This is a genomic window from Hyphomicrobium sp. ghe19 (assembly GCF_902712875.1).
Classification (GTDB): domain Bacteria; phylum Pseudomonadota; class Alphaproteobacteria; order Rhizobiales; family Hyphomicrobiaceae; genus Hyphomicrobium_B.
Genome location: NZ_LR743509.1, coordinates 282,377 through 297,775 on the forward strand (window position 1 = coordinate 282,377; position 15,399 = coordinate 297,775).

Genomic DNA, 15,399 nt, shown 5'->3' on the forward strand with positions numbered 1-15,399 from the left:
GATAAAATCGGAGCCACTTATACTCATCGCGCGTTAACGAACATATCGCCAAGGTAGACCCGCCGCACGTCTTCATTCGATATGATTTCAGAAGGCTTGCCCTGTGTCAGAACTTGACCATCGTAAATAATATAAGCGCGATCAATTAGGCTTAAAGTTTCACGAACGTTATGGTCGGTGATCAACACACCAATACCGCGTTCGGTCAAGTGGCGCACCAGTTGCTGGATGTCGCCGACGGCGATCGGGTCGATACCGGCGAACGGTTCGTCCAGCAACATGAACGACGGCCGAGAGGCGAGGGCGCGGGCAATTTCACAGCGCCGCCGTTCACCGCCCGAGAGCGCCATCGCCGCCGACTTTCTCAGCCGAGTGATGGAAAATTCCTCTAGCAGGCTGTCGAGCTGCTCTTTGCGCGCCTGCCGGTTAGGCTCGATCAGCTCGAGGACGGCCATGATGTTCTGCTCGACCGTCAATCCGCGAAAGATCGATGCTTCCTGCGGAAGATAACCGACGCCAAGGCGGGCCCGCTGATACATCGGTAGTTTGGTCACGTCCTCGCCGTCGATCGTGATGCGGCCCTCGTCGGCAGCGACGAGGCCGGTGATCATGTAGAAGACGGTGGTTTTGCCTGCGCCGTTCGGACCGAGCAGGCCGACGGATTCGCCGCGTCCGACCGCCAGGTTCACGCCTTTGACGACCATCCGCTTGCGGTAAGATTTCTTCACATCGAAGGCGGTCAGCCAACCGTCCGCGCCGATTGCGTGCGGGTCGTCGGAGGCTACAGCCGCGCGATTAGCGCTGACGCCGTTCGTGTGTTCGCTCGCGCCGTTCGCGGTCGAAACTTTCTTCGATCGCAGGCGAATTGGTAAAGCCTTAAACACCCGATACCTCGCAGCCCTTCGTGCATTGTCGCCGCGGTTTGAAATGTGTCCAAGCCGGCCGCAACGTCAAGGTGACGTACGGACCTGCCAGCTGTCCGCCTGGATTTTCGATTTCTTCAATTGGCCCGGATAGAAGACGGCGCTGGGACGTTCGGCCTTGAAGACCTCGCCCTTGCTGTCGCCGTCGCGGCTCGTCATCAGCGCTCCGCTCGTTGCCGTCGGCTCGGTTTTGATGGTCGCCTCGCCGGTGTTCATGTCGATCACCAGCCTCGTCCCGTTCACGATATTCTTGCCTTGGGTCAGCACAACCGCACCGCCGAGCGTCGTGATATTTTTCTTAACGTCGACTTCAGCCCAGTCGCCAGTCGCTGTCTGCCCATCTTTTGCGGTAACCACGACCTTCTTCTTGGCGGTCAGGTGCGTCAAAGAAGCGGCGGCACCGCCGGCAGCATTGTCGCCGGTCGCACCGATGCCGGCGTTACCGGTGTAGAAAGCCGTCAGCTCCTGTGACCGCATCGATATGTTTCCCTGCACGGCGGAAACGTTGCCGGTGAACAATGCCGTCTTGGCTACGTCATCGACGTCGAGCTTGTCGGATACGACATCGTAAGGCGAGTTTGAATCGGTCTTGAACGCGGCGCCGAATGAAATTCCGTCGCCGCTCTGGTCCTGATCGTCATCCGTCTGTTGTGGGGACCCCTTCGCCGATGCCCTGACGAAATGCGCGGTAATGCGTCCTGCGCTGATGCCGGACGAGACATCAGCCGGCGACGACAGTTGCATCTTGCTCGTCGTGCGATGGTAAGTCAGCCGGCGGCCTCGCAACACGTTCGCTCCCTGCGTCACGACGACGGGGCCGGTCAGAACCATGGTCTGCGCCTTCTGATCGTAATCGACGCGATCACCGACGGCTTTCTTGTCGTCGCCCTGGGTCAGCACGACGTCGCCTTCGAGAACGGCGGTGTTCGAGATCGTATCGAAGAGCGCCGTGTGACTGGTTGCCGTTTCGCCGTTCGGCTGTTTCAGCACCACGGTATCCGTGGCGAGGATTTGCTTCACCTTCGTTCCGCGATCGGCGTCCCCATCCGGCGCGGCTTGAGCCGAGTTGCCGCCTTCCGGCGCGACCGCACCTTCGTACGTGACGGTCATTTCCGGCGCGGTCATCGTCGCTCCGGCTTGGGTCGCGACGACTTTGCCGGTGTAGAAAGCCGTTTTCTTGACGTCGTCGATGTCGAGCCGGTTCGACGTGACGTCGACGGGTTCGCCGGGCTTGCCGAAGGGAAGCGACTGTTGCGCGCTTTGATCGTCTGAGCCGGCGGGAGCTTCCTTCGGCTTCATGTGCGTGCGCACGTTGTCGACGAAGGTATATTCTTTTGCCTTCTGGCGGATGGTCAGCTGATTGGATGTGATCGTCCCGGCGCCCATTATTATGGTCGACGGCTGATCGGACGTGATGATGTTTTCTTTCGTCTTGACGGTCGCCCGCGTCAGCTTGGCGTTCAGGCCGCCATCGCCTTTCACGTCGATCGAATCATAAAGCTCGAGCACGTTCGAGTTGTTGTCGAACAGTCCGCGGCTCGCGACGAGATAAGTCTTCTGCTTTTTGGCATCCAGCAGTTCGCCGGTGATGCCTTGCAGATGAATGGCGGTCAGCGTCTTGAGATCTTGCTGCGCCGTTTCCGCCTTCACCCAGTATTTGCCACCATCGGCGTTGAAGCCCTGATAGTGCGGGTTGTGCATCTTGAGATTGTCGGCAACGATTTGCGGAATTTCGAGCGGCGGGATCGACGGACTTATGCCGGCGTTGCCAAGGATGTTCGCCGTGGCGATTACGGCCGTTACGACTGCCGCGGCCGGAAGCGCAATCTTCAGCACTCGCACGCGTCTTGAATGGCGATGAGCTGCCTGTCTGCTTTGCGTGCGATCGCCGGCAATGACGATGCTGTGGCCTGACGAGCGGGAATGCCCACCGGCTGTAGCAGAGTTATCCGTGGTGACAGCCGCGCTGGCCATTTAATTCCCCCTAAGGCCCGCTAATCTCGCCGGTAATTGGGGAGACTTTGGGACCTTATGCTCCGAGCCCAGCCGCGACCGGGTTCAGTGTGCGAAAATGTCGTCTTCCTCGAATCCGGCGAGGTCGAGGCGGGCGCGGGTCGGAAGGAACTTGAAAGCTTCGCTGGCGAAGCCTTCCCGCCCTTCTCTCGCGAGCATCATATCGAGCTTCGTCTTGACCGCGTGAAGATGCAGCACGTCGTTCGCCGCGTATGCCTTTTGGCTATCGGAAAGTTCTGACGCGCCCCAGTCGCTGCTTTGCTGCTGCTTCGAAAGTTCTATTCCGAGAAGTTCGCCGACGAGATCCTTCAATCCGTGCCGGTCGGTGTAGGTGCGGGAAAGCTTCGAGGCGATCTTGGTGCAGTAGATGGGTGCCGTTGCAACTCCGAGGTATTGCTCGAGCACGGCGATATCGAAGCGCGCGAAATGAAAAATCTTCAGAACTTTTGGATCGGTCAGAAGGGCTTTGAGGCGCGGGGCGCTATAGTCCTTGCCGTCGAATTTCACGAGATGAGCCGTGCCGTCACCGCTCGAAAGCTGCACGAGGCACAGGCGATCGCGATGGGGGTTCAGCCCGAGCGTTTCGGTGTCGATCGCGACGCCGTTCGGAAACGTGAGGCCGGCGGGCAAATCACCTTTGTGGAGCTTCGTCTTGGGCGCGGTCATGTTCATACGTCCGTCGGTCGCCGCCGCAGCCGAGATAGCTCGTCGCGATGCCACGAGCCTCGCCTAAGTCATCTTGCCGGAGGCTAAATGATTGATGTTGTTACGCTCTAGGACTCAAAGCGAAATAGGTCTGTAGCATTCGGCCGCCGCCGATAGCAAGGAGGCGCGTTTTTCCGGGCATGAAGCCCATTCACTTCGCTCATCTGGTGGAGGTCGCGGGCGGGTCGAATGTTGCTGCCGTGGCGTTTGGCGCGCCTTCCGTATCGATCGTGGCTTTGACCGACATGCCTGGCCGGACCAGCGTGCCGAATGCCGGATTTTGATCGAGAGCGATCTTTACGGGCACGCGCTGGACGACCTTCGTGAGATTCCCCGTCGCGGTATCCGGAGCTTGTGGTGCGAAGATCTTGCCGGTTCCCGGCGCCCAACTCTCGACGTGACCCGTCACTTTCAAATCCGGAAATGCATCCACAGTGATGCGCGCGGGCTGGCCACTGCGGACGTTCGTCATTTGCGTTTCCTTGAGATTGGCAATGACCCAGATGTCCGGCAGGGAAACGACGGTGATCACGGGCGATCCGACACTCACGAATTGACCCGGCCGAACCTGGCGCTGACCGACGATGCCGTCGGCCGGCGATAAAATGCGCGTGCTGTTCAGGTTGTTCTGGGCACCGGTCGCCACAGCCTCGGCCGCGCGCACCTGCGCTTCGAGCTGTACCTGCACAGTGTCGAGGCTTGCGAGGATTGTCTTCTGCTGATCGAGCTGGGCACTGCTCAACACCATTTGAGCGGAGCTACGTTTCGCGCTGTTCACCGCCTGCTCGACGCGCTGGGTCGTCCCGATGTCGCTGGATTTCAACAGCTCGCGCTGTCGCTTCTCTTCGAGATTGAAACGCTCGAGATCTGCTTGCGCTGCGTCTATTCCCGCTTGCGCCTGACGTACGAGGCTTCGCTGGGCTGCCTTTTGATTTGCAAGATTGGCGAGGTTCGCCTTCGCCGAGACGACGTTCGCCTGGGCTTGCGCGAGTGCTGCGTCATAGTCCGACGGATCGATTTCGGCGACGAGATCGCCCTTTTTCACCGGTTGGAAGTCCTTGACCGGAACCGACTTGATGAGGCCCGAGACCTTGGCTGAGAGCGGCGTGACGTCACCTGCAATGAAGGCGTCCTCCGTCGTTTGGAGTGCGTCATTCGTGGTTTCACTGTGGGCGGGGCGCGTCCAGCGACCATCGCTTCCAATCAACTGCCATGCCAGAAATCCTGCGCATGCGACGGCGAGGATGCTCAGTATGGCGCCGGAGCCAGCGGGTCGTTGCTCTCCTCGCGGGCCATCGGTCATGACTTTCTCCTGGTCTTCGTCGAAGAAGCGCTACCGCGGGGCTGCGCAATCCGTTCGAACCAACTCGCCGCAGGGAGGGAGGCGATCTCAAAGCCGGACGAAAGCTTGTTACTTCCAGGTTGTGCCGAAGTTCCGTGTGCGTCTGATCTTTTGCCTATCGGGCGCGACCACTTAGGCGCGACAACCGTCGAGGAAGAGCTTGGCGCAGATGCGGGCTCGACTCTTGATCTCTTCGGGCGAGGGAGGCGGGCTCAGACCGATCATTGCGGTGCGCTGCAAATCCATCACCATCATTCCGCGCAATGCGCTGACCGTCGCGACAGTATCATCAAATTTTAGCAATCCGCGGTCGCGCTGACGTTCGAGCCACTGCGTCATGGCTTTCGTGGTCTGCGCCACGGCGACGTCATTAAAGGTCGCGGCAAGCTCGGGGCAGCGATCTCTCTCGCTGATGACCAGCCGGAGCATGGCGATCGTTTCGCTGTCGAGTGCCAGGGTGCCGAAAGCGATGAGGAAATGCTCGACGGCGTCGATGAGCTCGTAGCGGTCGAGTTCCGAGGGGTCGACTTTGAGCATGAAGCGCCCGGTCCGGTCGGCGATGACCTTCTGGAAAAGATCCGCCTTGGCCGGGATGAGCCGGTACATGGTCTTGGTCGAAATTCCGGCGCGCTGGGCCACGTTCCCCATCGTCGTTGCTGCATAGCCTTTGTCGTGAAACTCAGCAGCCGCGGCTTCGATCAGGAGGTGGATCGTCTCCTCGTCGGGCCGGATTTGAGGGCGGCCCCGGCTGCGTTTCGGGGCCACTGCATTTTGTCCCATGACTATTTTCCAAATTCCTGTTGACTTCCATTTTATAGTGCCTATTTTGGAAAATATCAAGTTTCCTAATGGCCGCGACCCCGGCCTGACTGCAGCGTATTGAGGAGCAGCCCCAATGGGCCATCATTCCAATGCCATGATCGCGGACAGACCGCTTACCGGGGCCGAGACAGTCTCGTTTGTCCCGTCGTCCGGGCAGCACCTGTCGGCAGAGCTGAAGGCACCGGCTCCCGGCGCCGAGGCGGCAGAGCCGCAGCGACCTGTCACGTCTGCGCCTCCCAAAAGGTCCCGCTGGCCGCTTCTGGCTGGTGCGAGCCTCCTGGTCCTTGGAGCTGCCGCATACCTCGGCTCGGAGTACTGGTCGGTTTGGCGTTTCCAGGTATCGACGGACGACGCTTACGTTCAGGCCGACAACACGACCATTGCACCGAAGGTTTCCGGCTACCTGTCGGATGTCCTCGTTGGCGACAACGAGACTGTGAAGGCCGGACAGGTGCTGGCGCGGATCGACGATCGCGACTTCAAGGTCGCTCTCGATCAGGCGAAGGCCGACGTTCTCGGCGCCAAGGCGGCCGTCGCGAACAAGCAGGCGTCGCTCGATGCGCAGCAGTCGATCATCGAAAGCGCGAAGGCGACGATCGACGTCGATCGCGCGAACGAAACGTTCGCCGAGCAGGACAATCAGCGTTTCACGCACCTCGCCACCACGGGCTACGGCAGCGTCCAGAATGCGCAGCAGGCTACGTCTCGTATTGCTGCTGCTCGTGCATCGGTCGCGCGCGATAGCGCTTCGCTCGCGAATGCAATCAAACAGACCGATATTCTGAAAGCAGAACTTGCGCAGGCGCAGGCAACGCAGGCGCGTGACGAAGCCGTGCAGCGACAGGCCGAGTTGAACCTTTCCTACACGAACATTCTCTCGCCCGTCGACGGCGCGGTTGGAAACCGCACGTTGCGCGTCGGTCAGTACGTTCAGGCAGGAACGCAGTTGATGGCTGTCGTGCCGACTGCTTCCGCGTACATCGTCGCCAACTTCAAGGAAACGCAGCTCGCGGATGTTCGTCCCGGCCAGGCGGTGAACGTCGAAGTCGATATGTTCCCGGGCGTGGAGATACCGGCGCACGTTGACAGCCTTGCACCTGCGAGCGGTCAGCAGTTCGCGCTTTTGCCGCCGGACAATGCGACGGGCAACTTCACGAAGATCGTCCAACGCATTCCGGTGAAGATCACGCTCGATCCCGGAAACCCGCTCGCCGGAGAACTTCGTCCGGGGATGTCGGTCTACCCGACCATCGAAACCAAGCAGCAGAGCAAATCCGGCACTTCTCTCGCAGCCAAGTGATGGCAAGGGCCTAGCGCCTTGAGTTGGAGCAAGCAGCGATGGCAAGCGCGGATCAAACAGCAATACCGGCCGCGGATTTTCCCACCGCGGCCGGCGCCGGCTCAGTCGACAAAGCAAGCTTGACGACTTGGATCGCCGTCGTTGCCGGCATGATCGGCGCCTTCATGTCGATCCTGAACATCCAGATCACCAACGCGTCTCTTCTTGATATCGAGGGCGGGATCGGAACGGGCGCCGACAACGGCGCGTGGATCTCGACGTCATATCTGATCGGTGAAATCGTGGTCATCCCGCTGACGGGCTATTTCAGCCGCGTCTTCGGGTTTCGCCGCTACATGATCGTCAGCACATTCTTTTTCGCCGTCTTCTCGATGGCGTGCGCGTTCGCGCATGACCTCGGCACGATGATCGCGATGCGTGGATTGCAGGGCTTTGCGGGCGGCGTGCTAATCCCGATGGCGTTCACGATGGTCGTGACGAAGCTGCCGAAGTCTCAGCAACCAGTTGGGCTAGCGCTGTTCGCAATTGCCGTCACGTTTGCTCCGGCCATCGGTCCGACGATTGGCGGGTATCTGACCGAGAACTACGGCTGGCAGAAAATCTTTTTCATCAACGTCGTTCCAAGTGCGATCATGATCGTCGCGCTGTGGTTCACGCTCGAGAAAGACAAGCTGCAGCTTGGTCTTCTCAAGGAGGGCGATTGGGCTGGCATCTTCACGATGGCGATCGGTCTTTCTGCGCTTCAGACGCTGCTCGAAGAGGGAAACAAGGATGATTGGTTCGGTTCGCCATTCATCGTGAAGCTTGCGGTTATCGCGGTGTTGTTTCTGGTCGCCTTCGTGTGGATCGAGCTCAAGGTTGAAAAGCCGCTCGTCGATCTCAGGCTGCTGAAAGACAGAAATTTCGGCATCGGCACCGTTGCGAACATGCTCGTCGGCTTCGCGCTGTTCGGCACGGTTTATGTTCTGCCGCAGTATCTCGGGCAGGTGCAGGGTTATAACGCCGAGCAGATCGGGAACGTGCTCGCGTGGACCGGTTTGCCGCAGCTTCTCATCATCCCCTTCGTGCCGCGGCTGATGAAGATTTTCGACATTCGCTACATCGGCGTCGCGGGCATCGCGCTTTTTGCGCTGAGCTGTTTCATGAACGTCAATATGTCGCTCGATTATTCCGGCGACCAGTTCTTCGTGCCCAACATCGTGCGTGCCGTCGGACAGGCTCTCATCCTGACGCCGCTGACCGCAATCGCGACCTCGGGTATTGCGCCGAAGGATGCAGCCAACGCTTCGGGTCTCTTCAATATGCTCCGGAATTTGGCCGGTGCCGTCGGGACTGCCGCGCTCGAAACCATCATCACGAAGCGCGAGCAGTTTCACTCGAACATCATCGGTCAATCCGTAAATGTCTATCGTGACGAGGTTCGTCAGCGGATCGAAGAGATGACGAACTATTTCATGGCGCATGGTGTTTCGGATGCCGCTGCAGCGCGGCACCAGGCGATTGTCGCGCTTGGCAAGACCGTCAAGCGCCAGGCCCTCGTCATGGGATTCAGCGATACGTTCGCGGTGATCGCGATCATGCTAGCGGTCGCTGCGGTCGCGCTCCTCTTTGCGCGAAAGGCGACACCCAGCGGTGGCGCCTCTGCGGCACATTGATTTTATAAGCGTGACCGAGCCAGTCGGGCGGAGGCGAATTAATTCGCTGCCGCCTTTTTGGCCGGAGCCCAGATCTCGGCGTCGCTGGCTTTGATCTGTTTCGGAAGAACGCCCTCGGCAAAGAATGCGTCGGCGATCTTCTGCTCGTCGGCCAAGTTCTCGGAGCCAACGGGCTGAACGTCATAGCTGCGGCGTGCATTTGCGACGCTGACGATTTCCGAGTCGAGGCCCCAGACCGGGGCCAGAAGTTGAGCGGCGGCTTCCGGATTTTTCTTTACCCACTCGCCGGTCTCTTTGAGTTTCGCGAACACGAGATTGAGGACGTCGGGCCGTTGGGCGGCGAAAGCGGAAGATGCAAGGTAATAGCGCTGATAGTCAGCGATGCCCTTGCCATCAGCCAGTACACGGACGTCGGATTGCTTTTGGACGGCGGCCACGAACGGGTCCCATGTCGCCCAGGCATCGACGGCGCCCTTCTCGAAGGCGGCGCGGCCATCGGCGGGTGTCAAGTAAGCGGGTTCGATGTCATTGAATTTCAAGCCTGCGTGCGCAAGCGCGGCGATGAGCAGGTAATGGCTACCCGATGCTTTGGCGACGGCGATTTTCTTACCCTTGAGTTCGGCGACGGATTTGATCGGGGATGTCGACTTGACGATCAATGCTTGCGCCGAGGGTGAAGGCGCTTCGCTGGCGAGGTAGGTCAGTTTAGCGCCCGCGGCCTGCGCGAAAATCGGAACGGTATCGGCGACGTCTCCCGATACGTCGATGGCGCCGACGTTCAGCGCCTCGAGCAACGGCAGGCCGCTCGGAAATTCGGACCACGTCACGGAGACTCCAACTTCCGACAACGCCTTTTCCAACTCGCCGTTGGCTTTGAGTACATTGATGAGCGTCGACGACTTTTGAAATCCGATGCGCACCGTTTTCGGCGCATCTGCGCTCGCAGTGCCGCTTATTGCGGCAGTGAGCGTGAGTGCAAGGACGGCAAGGCGGTTTGAGAAGTGGCGTCGGTTCATAGGAATTTACCCCCGATTTTTCGTCGCCGCGATCTTGCTGCGGCCGCGATGTGGCTTCCGTGGAACTATCGCGACGCCCGCGCCGCGGACGCCAATATAAAAATCCGAAAAGCAAATCGGTTTTTGTTGTTTGTGATGCTGCTCACGCTCGTCCAATAAAACGGAACGTGTTGTCGATCCGGCGGTGGCAGAGAAAATCTGCCATCGCGCGACGCTTCACATCCAACCCATAACGGCGGGGAAATTGACTGTGACGATTGAAGCCGCAGAACGAGCGAATGTCCTTTGGTTTCTGCCGACGCATGGCGATGGACATTATCTGGGGTCGTCTGTCGGCGGCCGCCGTGTCGATCTCAGTTATTTGAAGCAGATCGCGGAAGCTTCCGACCGGCTCGGGTATTTCGGCGTGCTTCTGCCCACGGGACGAAGCTGTGAAGACTCCTGGGTGATTGCGTCGGCACTGTTGCCGCAGACGACGCGGCTTCGCTTTCTCGTCGCTGTAAGGCCGGGACTTCTTTCGCCGGCGGTCGCGGCCCGAATGACAGCGACGCTCGATCGCATTTCAGATGGGCGGCTGCTCATCAACGTCGTGACTGGTGGTGATCCGGTCGAGAACAAAGGCGACGGCGTGTTTCTGTCGCATGACGAACGCTACGAAGTGACCAAGGAATTTCTCGACGTCTACAAGGCGCTTCTTGCGGGCGAGCGCGTCGATTACGAGGGCCGGCATATCAAGGTCGAGGATGGCCGTCTGCTCTTTCAACCTATTCAAGCTCCGCACCCGCCTCTCTATTTCGGCGGTTCGTCGGACGCGGGGATCGCGGTGGCGGCCGAGACCGTCGACAAGTATTTGACGTGGGGCGAGCCGCCCGGAGAGGTCGCCAAGAAAGTTCAGGTGGCGCAGGCTGCAGCAGCTGCGCGGGGGCGCAAACTTTCCTTCGGCATTCGTCTGCACGTCATCGTGCGAGAAACGAACGAAGAGGCCTGGCGCGCCGCAAGCGATCTCTTGAAGCACCTCGACGAGAAGACGGTCACGGCTGCGCAAAAGACATTCGAGAGAATGGATTCCGTCGGGCAAAAGCGCATGCTGGCGCTGCACAGCGGCAGCCGCGACAAGCTGGAGGTCAGTCCCAATCTTTGGGCAGGAGTGGGCCTTGTGAGGGGCGGCGCGGGAACTGCGCTCGTCGGCGATGCAGAGACCGTGGCCGAACGCATCAAGGAGTATATGCGGGTCGGAATCGATACCTTCATTTTCTCGGGCTATCCGCATCTCGAAGAGTCGTATCGTTTCGCCGAACTCGTTTTCCCTCTTTTGCCATTAGCCGATGGCGCTCGCGGCCAGCGGCGACGGGAAAACGCCGGTGGGCCGATCGGCGAGACGATTGCGAATTCCATTCTTCCCGAAGAGCGGCAGCGAGGTCAGTCATGAGCCGTATTTCGCGGACTGAGAGTATCGTCGATCGTCTGACGCCGTGGCTGTTGCCGTTGTCGGTGCTCGTTTTATGGGAGGTCTTTACGCGAGCAGGCCTGATCGAGCAGCGCGTACTTCCTGCGCCGAGCCAAGTGGCGGTTGCGTTCTGGGAGAACGCGAAGAGCGGCGCGCTCGCGCATCATGTGATGGTCAGCTTCAATCGCGCCATCGTGGGGCTCGCGGTCGGCGGCAGCCTTGGATTTATTCTCGGGGTTCTCAACGGCGTATCGCGGCCTGCTGAAAAGCTGTTCGATTCCGGATTACAGATGCTGCGGAACGTGCCGCATCTCGCCATTATTCCGATGGTGATCCTATGGTTCGGCATCGATGAGACGGCGAAAATATTCCTGGTTGCTGTCGGGACCCTGTTCCCGATCTACCTCAACACGTTTCATGGGATACGCACCGTCGACCGCGGGCTCGTCGAGATGGCGAAGGTCAACGGGCTCGGTCCTTTCGCGATTTTCTGGCGCGTGGTTTTGCCGGGCGCAATGCCTTCGGTTCTCGTCGGGCTGCGCTACGCGCTCGGCATCATGTGGCTGACGCTCATCGTTGCGGAAACGATCTCCGCATCATCGGGCATCGGATACATGACGATGAACGCGCGGGAATTCCTGCAGACCGATGTCGTCGTGCTCGGCATCCTCGTCTACGCGCTTCTCGGCAAGGCTGCCGATTTCGCGACGAAGCTGATCGAGCACCGTGTTCTCGCGTGGCATCCCGCCTATCACGGGTCCGGCTCCGCCTCAGCTTAGAACCAAATCGCATCAGGTAATTGCAGCAATGTTGAAGAGAATTGACCCACGCCGCGATCTCGTCAGCGCTGACGACGCCGTGTCCGTCGCGCGCGAAACGCAGCCGACGCCGCTCGGCAAGCCGCTGAAGCTCGAGGGGCTAAAGCGTTCGTTCGGGCCGCGAAAAGTTCTCGACGGGCTCAGTCTCGATGTTCCCGCAGGGCAGTTCGTCGCGATCGTCGGGCGTTCGGGCGTCGGTAAATCGACGCTCATGCGTCTGATCGTCGGTCTCGATCAGCCGGAAGAGGGACGCGTCGTCATCGATGGCGAACCCGTCAACGGCTTGCAGAGTTCGGTGCGGCTTTTGTTTCAAGACGCGCGCCTGCTGCCTTGGCACAGCGTGTTGAGCAACGTCGGGATCGCGCGTGTACCTTGCTGGCGGGAAGCGGCCATCGAGGCGCTTCGCGACGTCGGGCTTGCAGATCGCCTCAACGAATGGCCGGCCGTGCTCTCGGGAGGACAGCGCCAGCGCGTGGCATTGGCGCGTGTGCTTGTCGGCCGTCCGAGTGTGCTGCTTCTCGATGAACCCTTCGGAGCGCTCGATGCGATGACGCGGGTGGAAATGCACGGGCTCTTGGAAAGGCTCTGGCTTCAGCGCAAATTTACGACGCTTCTCATCACCCACGATGTTGCCGAAGCCGTGGCGTTAGCGGATCGCGTCATCGTCATCAGGGATGGCCGTCTCACATTTGACGTCGACGTTGCTGCGGAGAGGCCGCGCCATCGCGCCGATCCACATCTTGCCGCTTTGCAGGCCAAGATTCTCGCCGAGGTGTGAAGGCTACTCGTCGGCGAGAGACAGAGGGCGCGCAACTTGTTCGAGCGGCTTGCCTTCAGCGGCGACTGCTTTGAACGCGGCGACGCCTGCCGCCAACAACATCAATCCCGCGCCGATGAGGTAGCCGACGAACACGCTATTGCGTGATCCGGTATCGATAAGGTGGCCGAGGAAAGCGGGGCCGATGACGCCGCCGATGCCGGTTCCGACGGCATAGAAAAGCGAAATGGCGAGCGCGCGGACTTCGAGTGGGAACGATTCGCTGACCGTGAGGTAGGCTGCACTCGATGCTGCCGAACCGAAGAAGAATACGATCACCCAGGCGAACGTGAGCATCGAATCCGAAACGAGATTGGCCGCAAACAAATATCCGGTGAGGGCGAGCAGCACGCCGGCGACGCTATACGTCATGATGAGCATCGGCCGGCGTCCCCAAATATCGAAGAGCCGTCCAAGCAGCAGCGGTCCGAGGAAGTTTCCGGCAGCAAAGGGGAGAAGATACCAACCAATTTTGTCGGTTGCGACGCCGTAGAACGACGAAAGAACGAGCGCGTAGGTGAAGAAGATCGCGTTGTAAAAATAGGCTTGCGCGGTCATCAGGGAAAATCCCACGATCGCGCGATCGAGGTGCGTTTTCAGGATCGACGTCGCGACTTCGATGAGCGGCGTATGACTGCGCGTTTTGAGGCGTGTCGTTTTGAGCGCATCATTGTCGAGAACCTGGTTGTCGTTCTCGAATTTCGCTTCTATTCCGTCCACGATCTTGTCAGCTTTTTTTGCATGGCCATGCGTGATGAGCCACCGCGGGCTCTCGGGGATCCATAAGCGCAACAGGAAGATGAATACGCTCAATCCACCGCCGATCAGGAAGGTCAATCGCCAGCCGATGTCCGCCGGTAGAAGCGCGGTATCGAGCAGGACGACAGAGCCCAGGGCGCCGAGCGCCGCGCCGATCCAGAAACTGCCGTTGATGCTGAGATCGGTCCAGCCTCGATACCGCGCGGGCACCAGTTCCTGGATCGTCGAATTTACGGCTGTGTACTCGCCGCCGATGCCGGCGCCAGTCAGAAAGCGGAATAGCGAAAAGCTCACGAGGTTCCACGAGAATGCGGTCGCGATCGTTGCGAGCATGTACGTCGTCAGCGTGATGAAGAAGAGCTTCTTGCGTCCAAGCCTGTCTGTCAGCCAGCCGAAAAACAATCCGCCAAGCACGGCGCCGGCGAGGTAAGAGCTATTCGTTATGCCGACGTCGGTATTGGTAAACTGAAGCGTGGGGCTGTTCTTCAAGGCTCCGGCAATGGCGCTGACGAGGGTGACCTCCAGCCCATCGAGAATCCAGGTTATGCCGAGCGCCACGATGACGAGGACGTGAAAGCGCCCGAACGGCAAGCGATCGAGGCGTGAGGGTATCGTCGTTTCGACGACAGTCCCGCCTTCCACCTTCTCGCTTGCAACCGGCTTTTGCATGGAACCGCAGGGCTCGCTCGCTTCGGAGGGAAACGCGCGAGCCCAGTAGCGGTTCAAATCGGAATGACGGTTTAGACGAAAGCTTCAGAAGGACCGTGAGGCTCATACGGTTCTTCGAGATAGTTGATGTCTTCGGGCGTCAGCTTGACTGATACGGCTTTTATCGCGTCCTCGAGCTGATGGGGCTTGGTCGCGCCGATGATGGGAGACGTCACCACAGGTTTCGTCAGCATCCAGGCGAGTGCGACCTGAGCCGCTGAGATGCCGCGCTTTTTTGCGACGTCCATCACGCGGTCGACGACAGGCTTGTCGATCTTCCGCGTTTTTTCGTAGAGCCGTTGGGCGAACGGATCGGCTTTCGCGCGCTCTGTCTGTGGTTCATCTTGCCAGGGTCGAGCGAGGCGTCCGCGTGCCAACGGCGACCAGGGCGTGACGCCGATACCCTCGGAAAGGCAGAGCGGCAGCATATCGCGTTCTTCCTCGCGATAGAGCAGGTTGTAATAATTTTGCATCGATATGAACTGCGCCCACCCGTTAGCGCGCTGCAGACCGATGGCTTTCATGAACTGCCAGGAGTGCATCGAGGACGCGCCAAGATAGAGCGCCTTGCCGGAGCGTACGACTTCGTCCAGTGCTTCGAGCGTTTCCTCCAGCGGCGTTTCATAATCGTAGCGGTGGATGATGTAGAGGTCGACGTAGTCGGTGCCGAGGCGCGTCAGGCTGTCGTCGATCTCGGAAAAGATCGCCTTGCGCGAGAGGCCCTTGCCGTTCGGTCCAGACCGCATGGGGGAATAGACTTTGGTGGCGATAACGACATCCTCACGCTTGGCGAAATCGCGAAGGGCGCGCCCGAGCACGCGCTCGCTCTCGCCGTGGGAATAGACGTTCGCGGTATCGAAGAAATTTATGCCGTGTTCCAACGCCGATTTGATGTAGGGGCGGCTGTCCTCCTCACTCAAGGTCCAGGTCCATTTCATGACGCCTGCGTCGGATTGCCCGTAGCTCATGCAGCCCAGGCAGATGCGGGACACTTCGAGACCAGTGTGACCGAGTTTGACGTATTCCATAAATACCTCGCGGGAGTGAATGCATCAGGAAGCGTGCGGATTGAAG

General features: G+C 59.7%; 13 protein-coding genes. 5 read left to right on the forward strand and 8 right to left on the reverse strand.

Annotated features, from left to right (window positions below; genetic code table 11):
• Positions 1-23: 23 nt before the first annotated feature.
• The 5 genes from lptB to AACL53_RS01305 form a co-directional block, all read right to left on the reverse strand.
• On the reverse strand, positions 24-884 hold the full coding sequence (gene lptB / locus AACL53_RS01285) for an LPS export ABC transporter ATP-binding protein (protein WP_339081676.1): 861 nt from the start codon (positions 882-884) through the stop codon (positions 24-26).
• A gap of 66 nt (positions 885-950) precedes the next feature.
• Entirely contained in the window at positions 951-2,897 is a 1,947-nt protein-coding gene (lptC, locus tag AACL53_RS01290; RefSeq protein ID WP_339081679.1) for an LPS export ABC transporter periplasmic protein LptC, read from the reverse strand.
• A gap of 84 nt (positions 2,898-2,981) precedes the next feature.
• Entirely contained in the window at positions 2,982-3,602 is a 621-nt protein-coding gene (locus AACL53_RS01295) for a ribonuclease D (protein ID WP_339086852.1), read from the reverse strand.
• A 199-nt stretch (positions 3,603-3,801) separates the two neighbouring features.
• Entirely contained in the window at positions 3,802-4,944 is a 1,143-nt protein-coding gene (locus tag AACL53_RS01300; protein ID WP_339081681.1) for an HlyD family secretion protein, read from the reverse strand.
• A 171-nt stretch (positions 4,945-5,115) separates the two neighbouring features.
• Positions 5,116-5,763 carry a TetR/AcrR family transcriptional regulator gene (locus AACL53_RS01305; protein ID WP_339081683.1) on the reverse strand — a complete coding sequence of 216 codons (648 nt, stop codon included), beginning with the start codon at positions 5,761-5,763 and terminating at the stop codon, positions 5,116-5,118.
• Positions 5,764-5,878: 115 nt separating this feature from the next.
• Between AACL53_RS01305 and AACL53_RS01310 the strand changes: the two genes are divergently transcribed.
• Positions 5,879-7,105: an HlyD family secretion protein gene (locus AACL53_RS01310; protein ID WP_339081685.1), complete on the forward strand. Its 1,227-nt coding sequence runs from the start codon at positions 5,879-5,881 to the stop codon at positions 7,103-7,105.
• A 38-nt stretch (positions 7,106-7,143) separates the two neighbouring features.
• Positions 7,144-8,760, forward strand: a complete 1,617-nt coding sequence (locus AACL53_RS01315; protein ID WP_339081687.1) for a DHA2 family efflux MFS transporter permease subunit — start codon at positions 7,144-7,146, stop codon at positions 8,758-8,760.
• Between the two features lie 38 nt (positions 8,761-8,798).
• On the opposite strand, the gene AACL53_RS01320 is transcribed toward AACL53_RS01315, so the two are convergent.
• Positions 8,799-9,776, reverse strand: coding sequence for an aliphatic sulfonate ABC transporter substrate-binding protein (locus AACL53_RS01320; protein WP_339081689.1), 978 nt, complete (start codon positions 9,774-9,776; stop codon positions 8,799-8,801).
• Positions 9,777-10,026: 250 nt separating this feature from the next.
• On the opposite strand from AACL53_RS01320, the gene ssuD reads away from it, so the two are divergent.
• Genes ssuD through AACL53_RS01335 form a run of 3 tightly spaced genes read left to right on the forward strand, consistent with a single transcriptional unit; the run spans position 10,027 to position 12,819 of the window.
• A complete protein-coding gene (ssuD, locus tag AACL53_RS01325) occupies positions 10,027-11,205 on the forward strand; it encodes an FMNH2-dependent alkanesulfonate monooxygenase (RefSeq protein ID WP_339081691.1) in 1,179 nt (392 codons plus the stop codon).
• A complete protein-coding gene (gene ssuC, locus AACL53_RS01330; RefSeq protein ID WP_339081693.1) occupies positions 11,202-12,002 on the forward strand; it encodes an aliphatic sulfonate ABC transporter permease SsuC in 801 nt (266 codons plus the stop codon). The genes ssuD and ssuC overlap by 4 nt, the downstream gene beginning before the upstream one ends.
• Positions 12,003-12,030: 28 nt before the next feature.
• Positions 12,031-12,819 (forward strand): ATP-binding cassette domain-containing protein, encoded by a 789-nt coding sequence (locus AACL53_RS01335; RefSeq protein WP_339081695.1) that lies wholly within the window; start codon positions 12,031-12,033, stop codon positions 12,817-12,819.
• A gap of 3 nt (positions 12,820-12,822) precedes the next feature.
• Here the strand turns inward: AACL53_RS01335 and AACL53_RS01340 are convergent, their stop codons facing one another.
• Positions 12,823-14,286: an MFS transporter gene (locus AACL53_RS01340; protein WP_339081697.1), complete on the reverse strand. Its 1,464-nt coding sequence runs from the start codon at positions 14,284-14,286 to the stop codon at positions 12,823-12,825.
• A 71-nt stretch (positions 14,287-14,357) separates the two neighbouring features.
• Positions 14,358-15,353 (reverse strand): aldo/keto reductase, encoded by a 996-nt coding sequence (locus AACL53_RS01345; protein ID WP_339081699.1) that lies wholly within the window; start codon positions 15,351-15,353, stop codon positions 14,358-14,360.
• Positions 15,354-15,399: the final 46 nt, after the last annotated feature.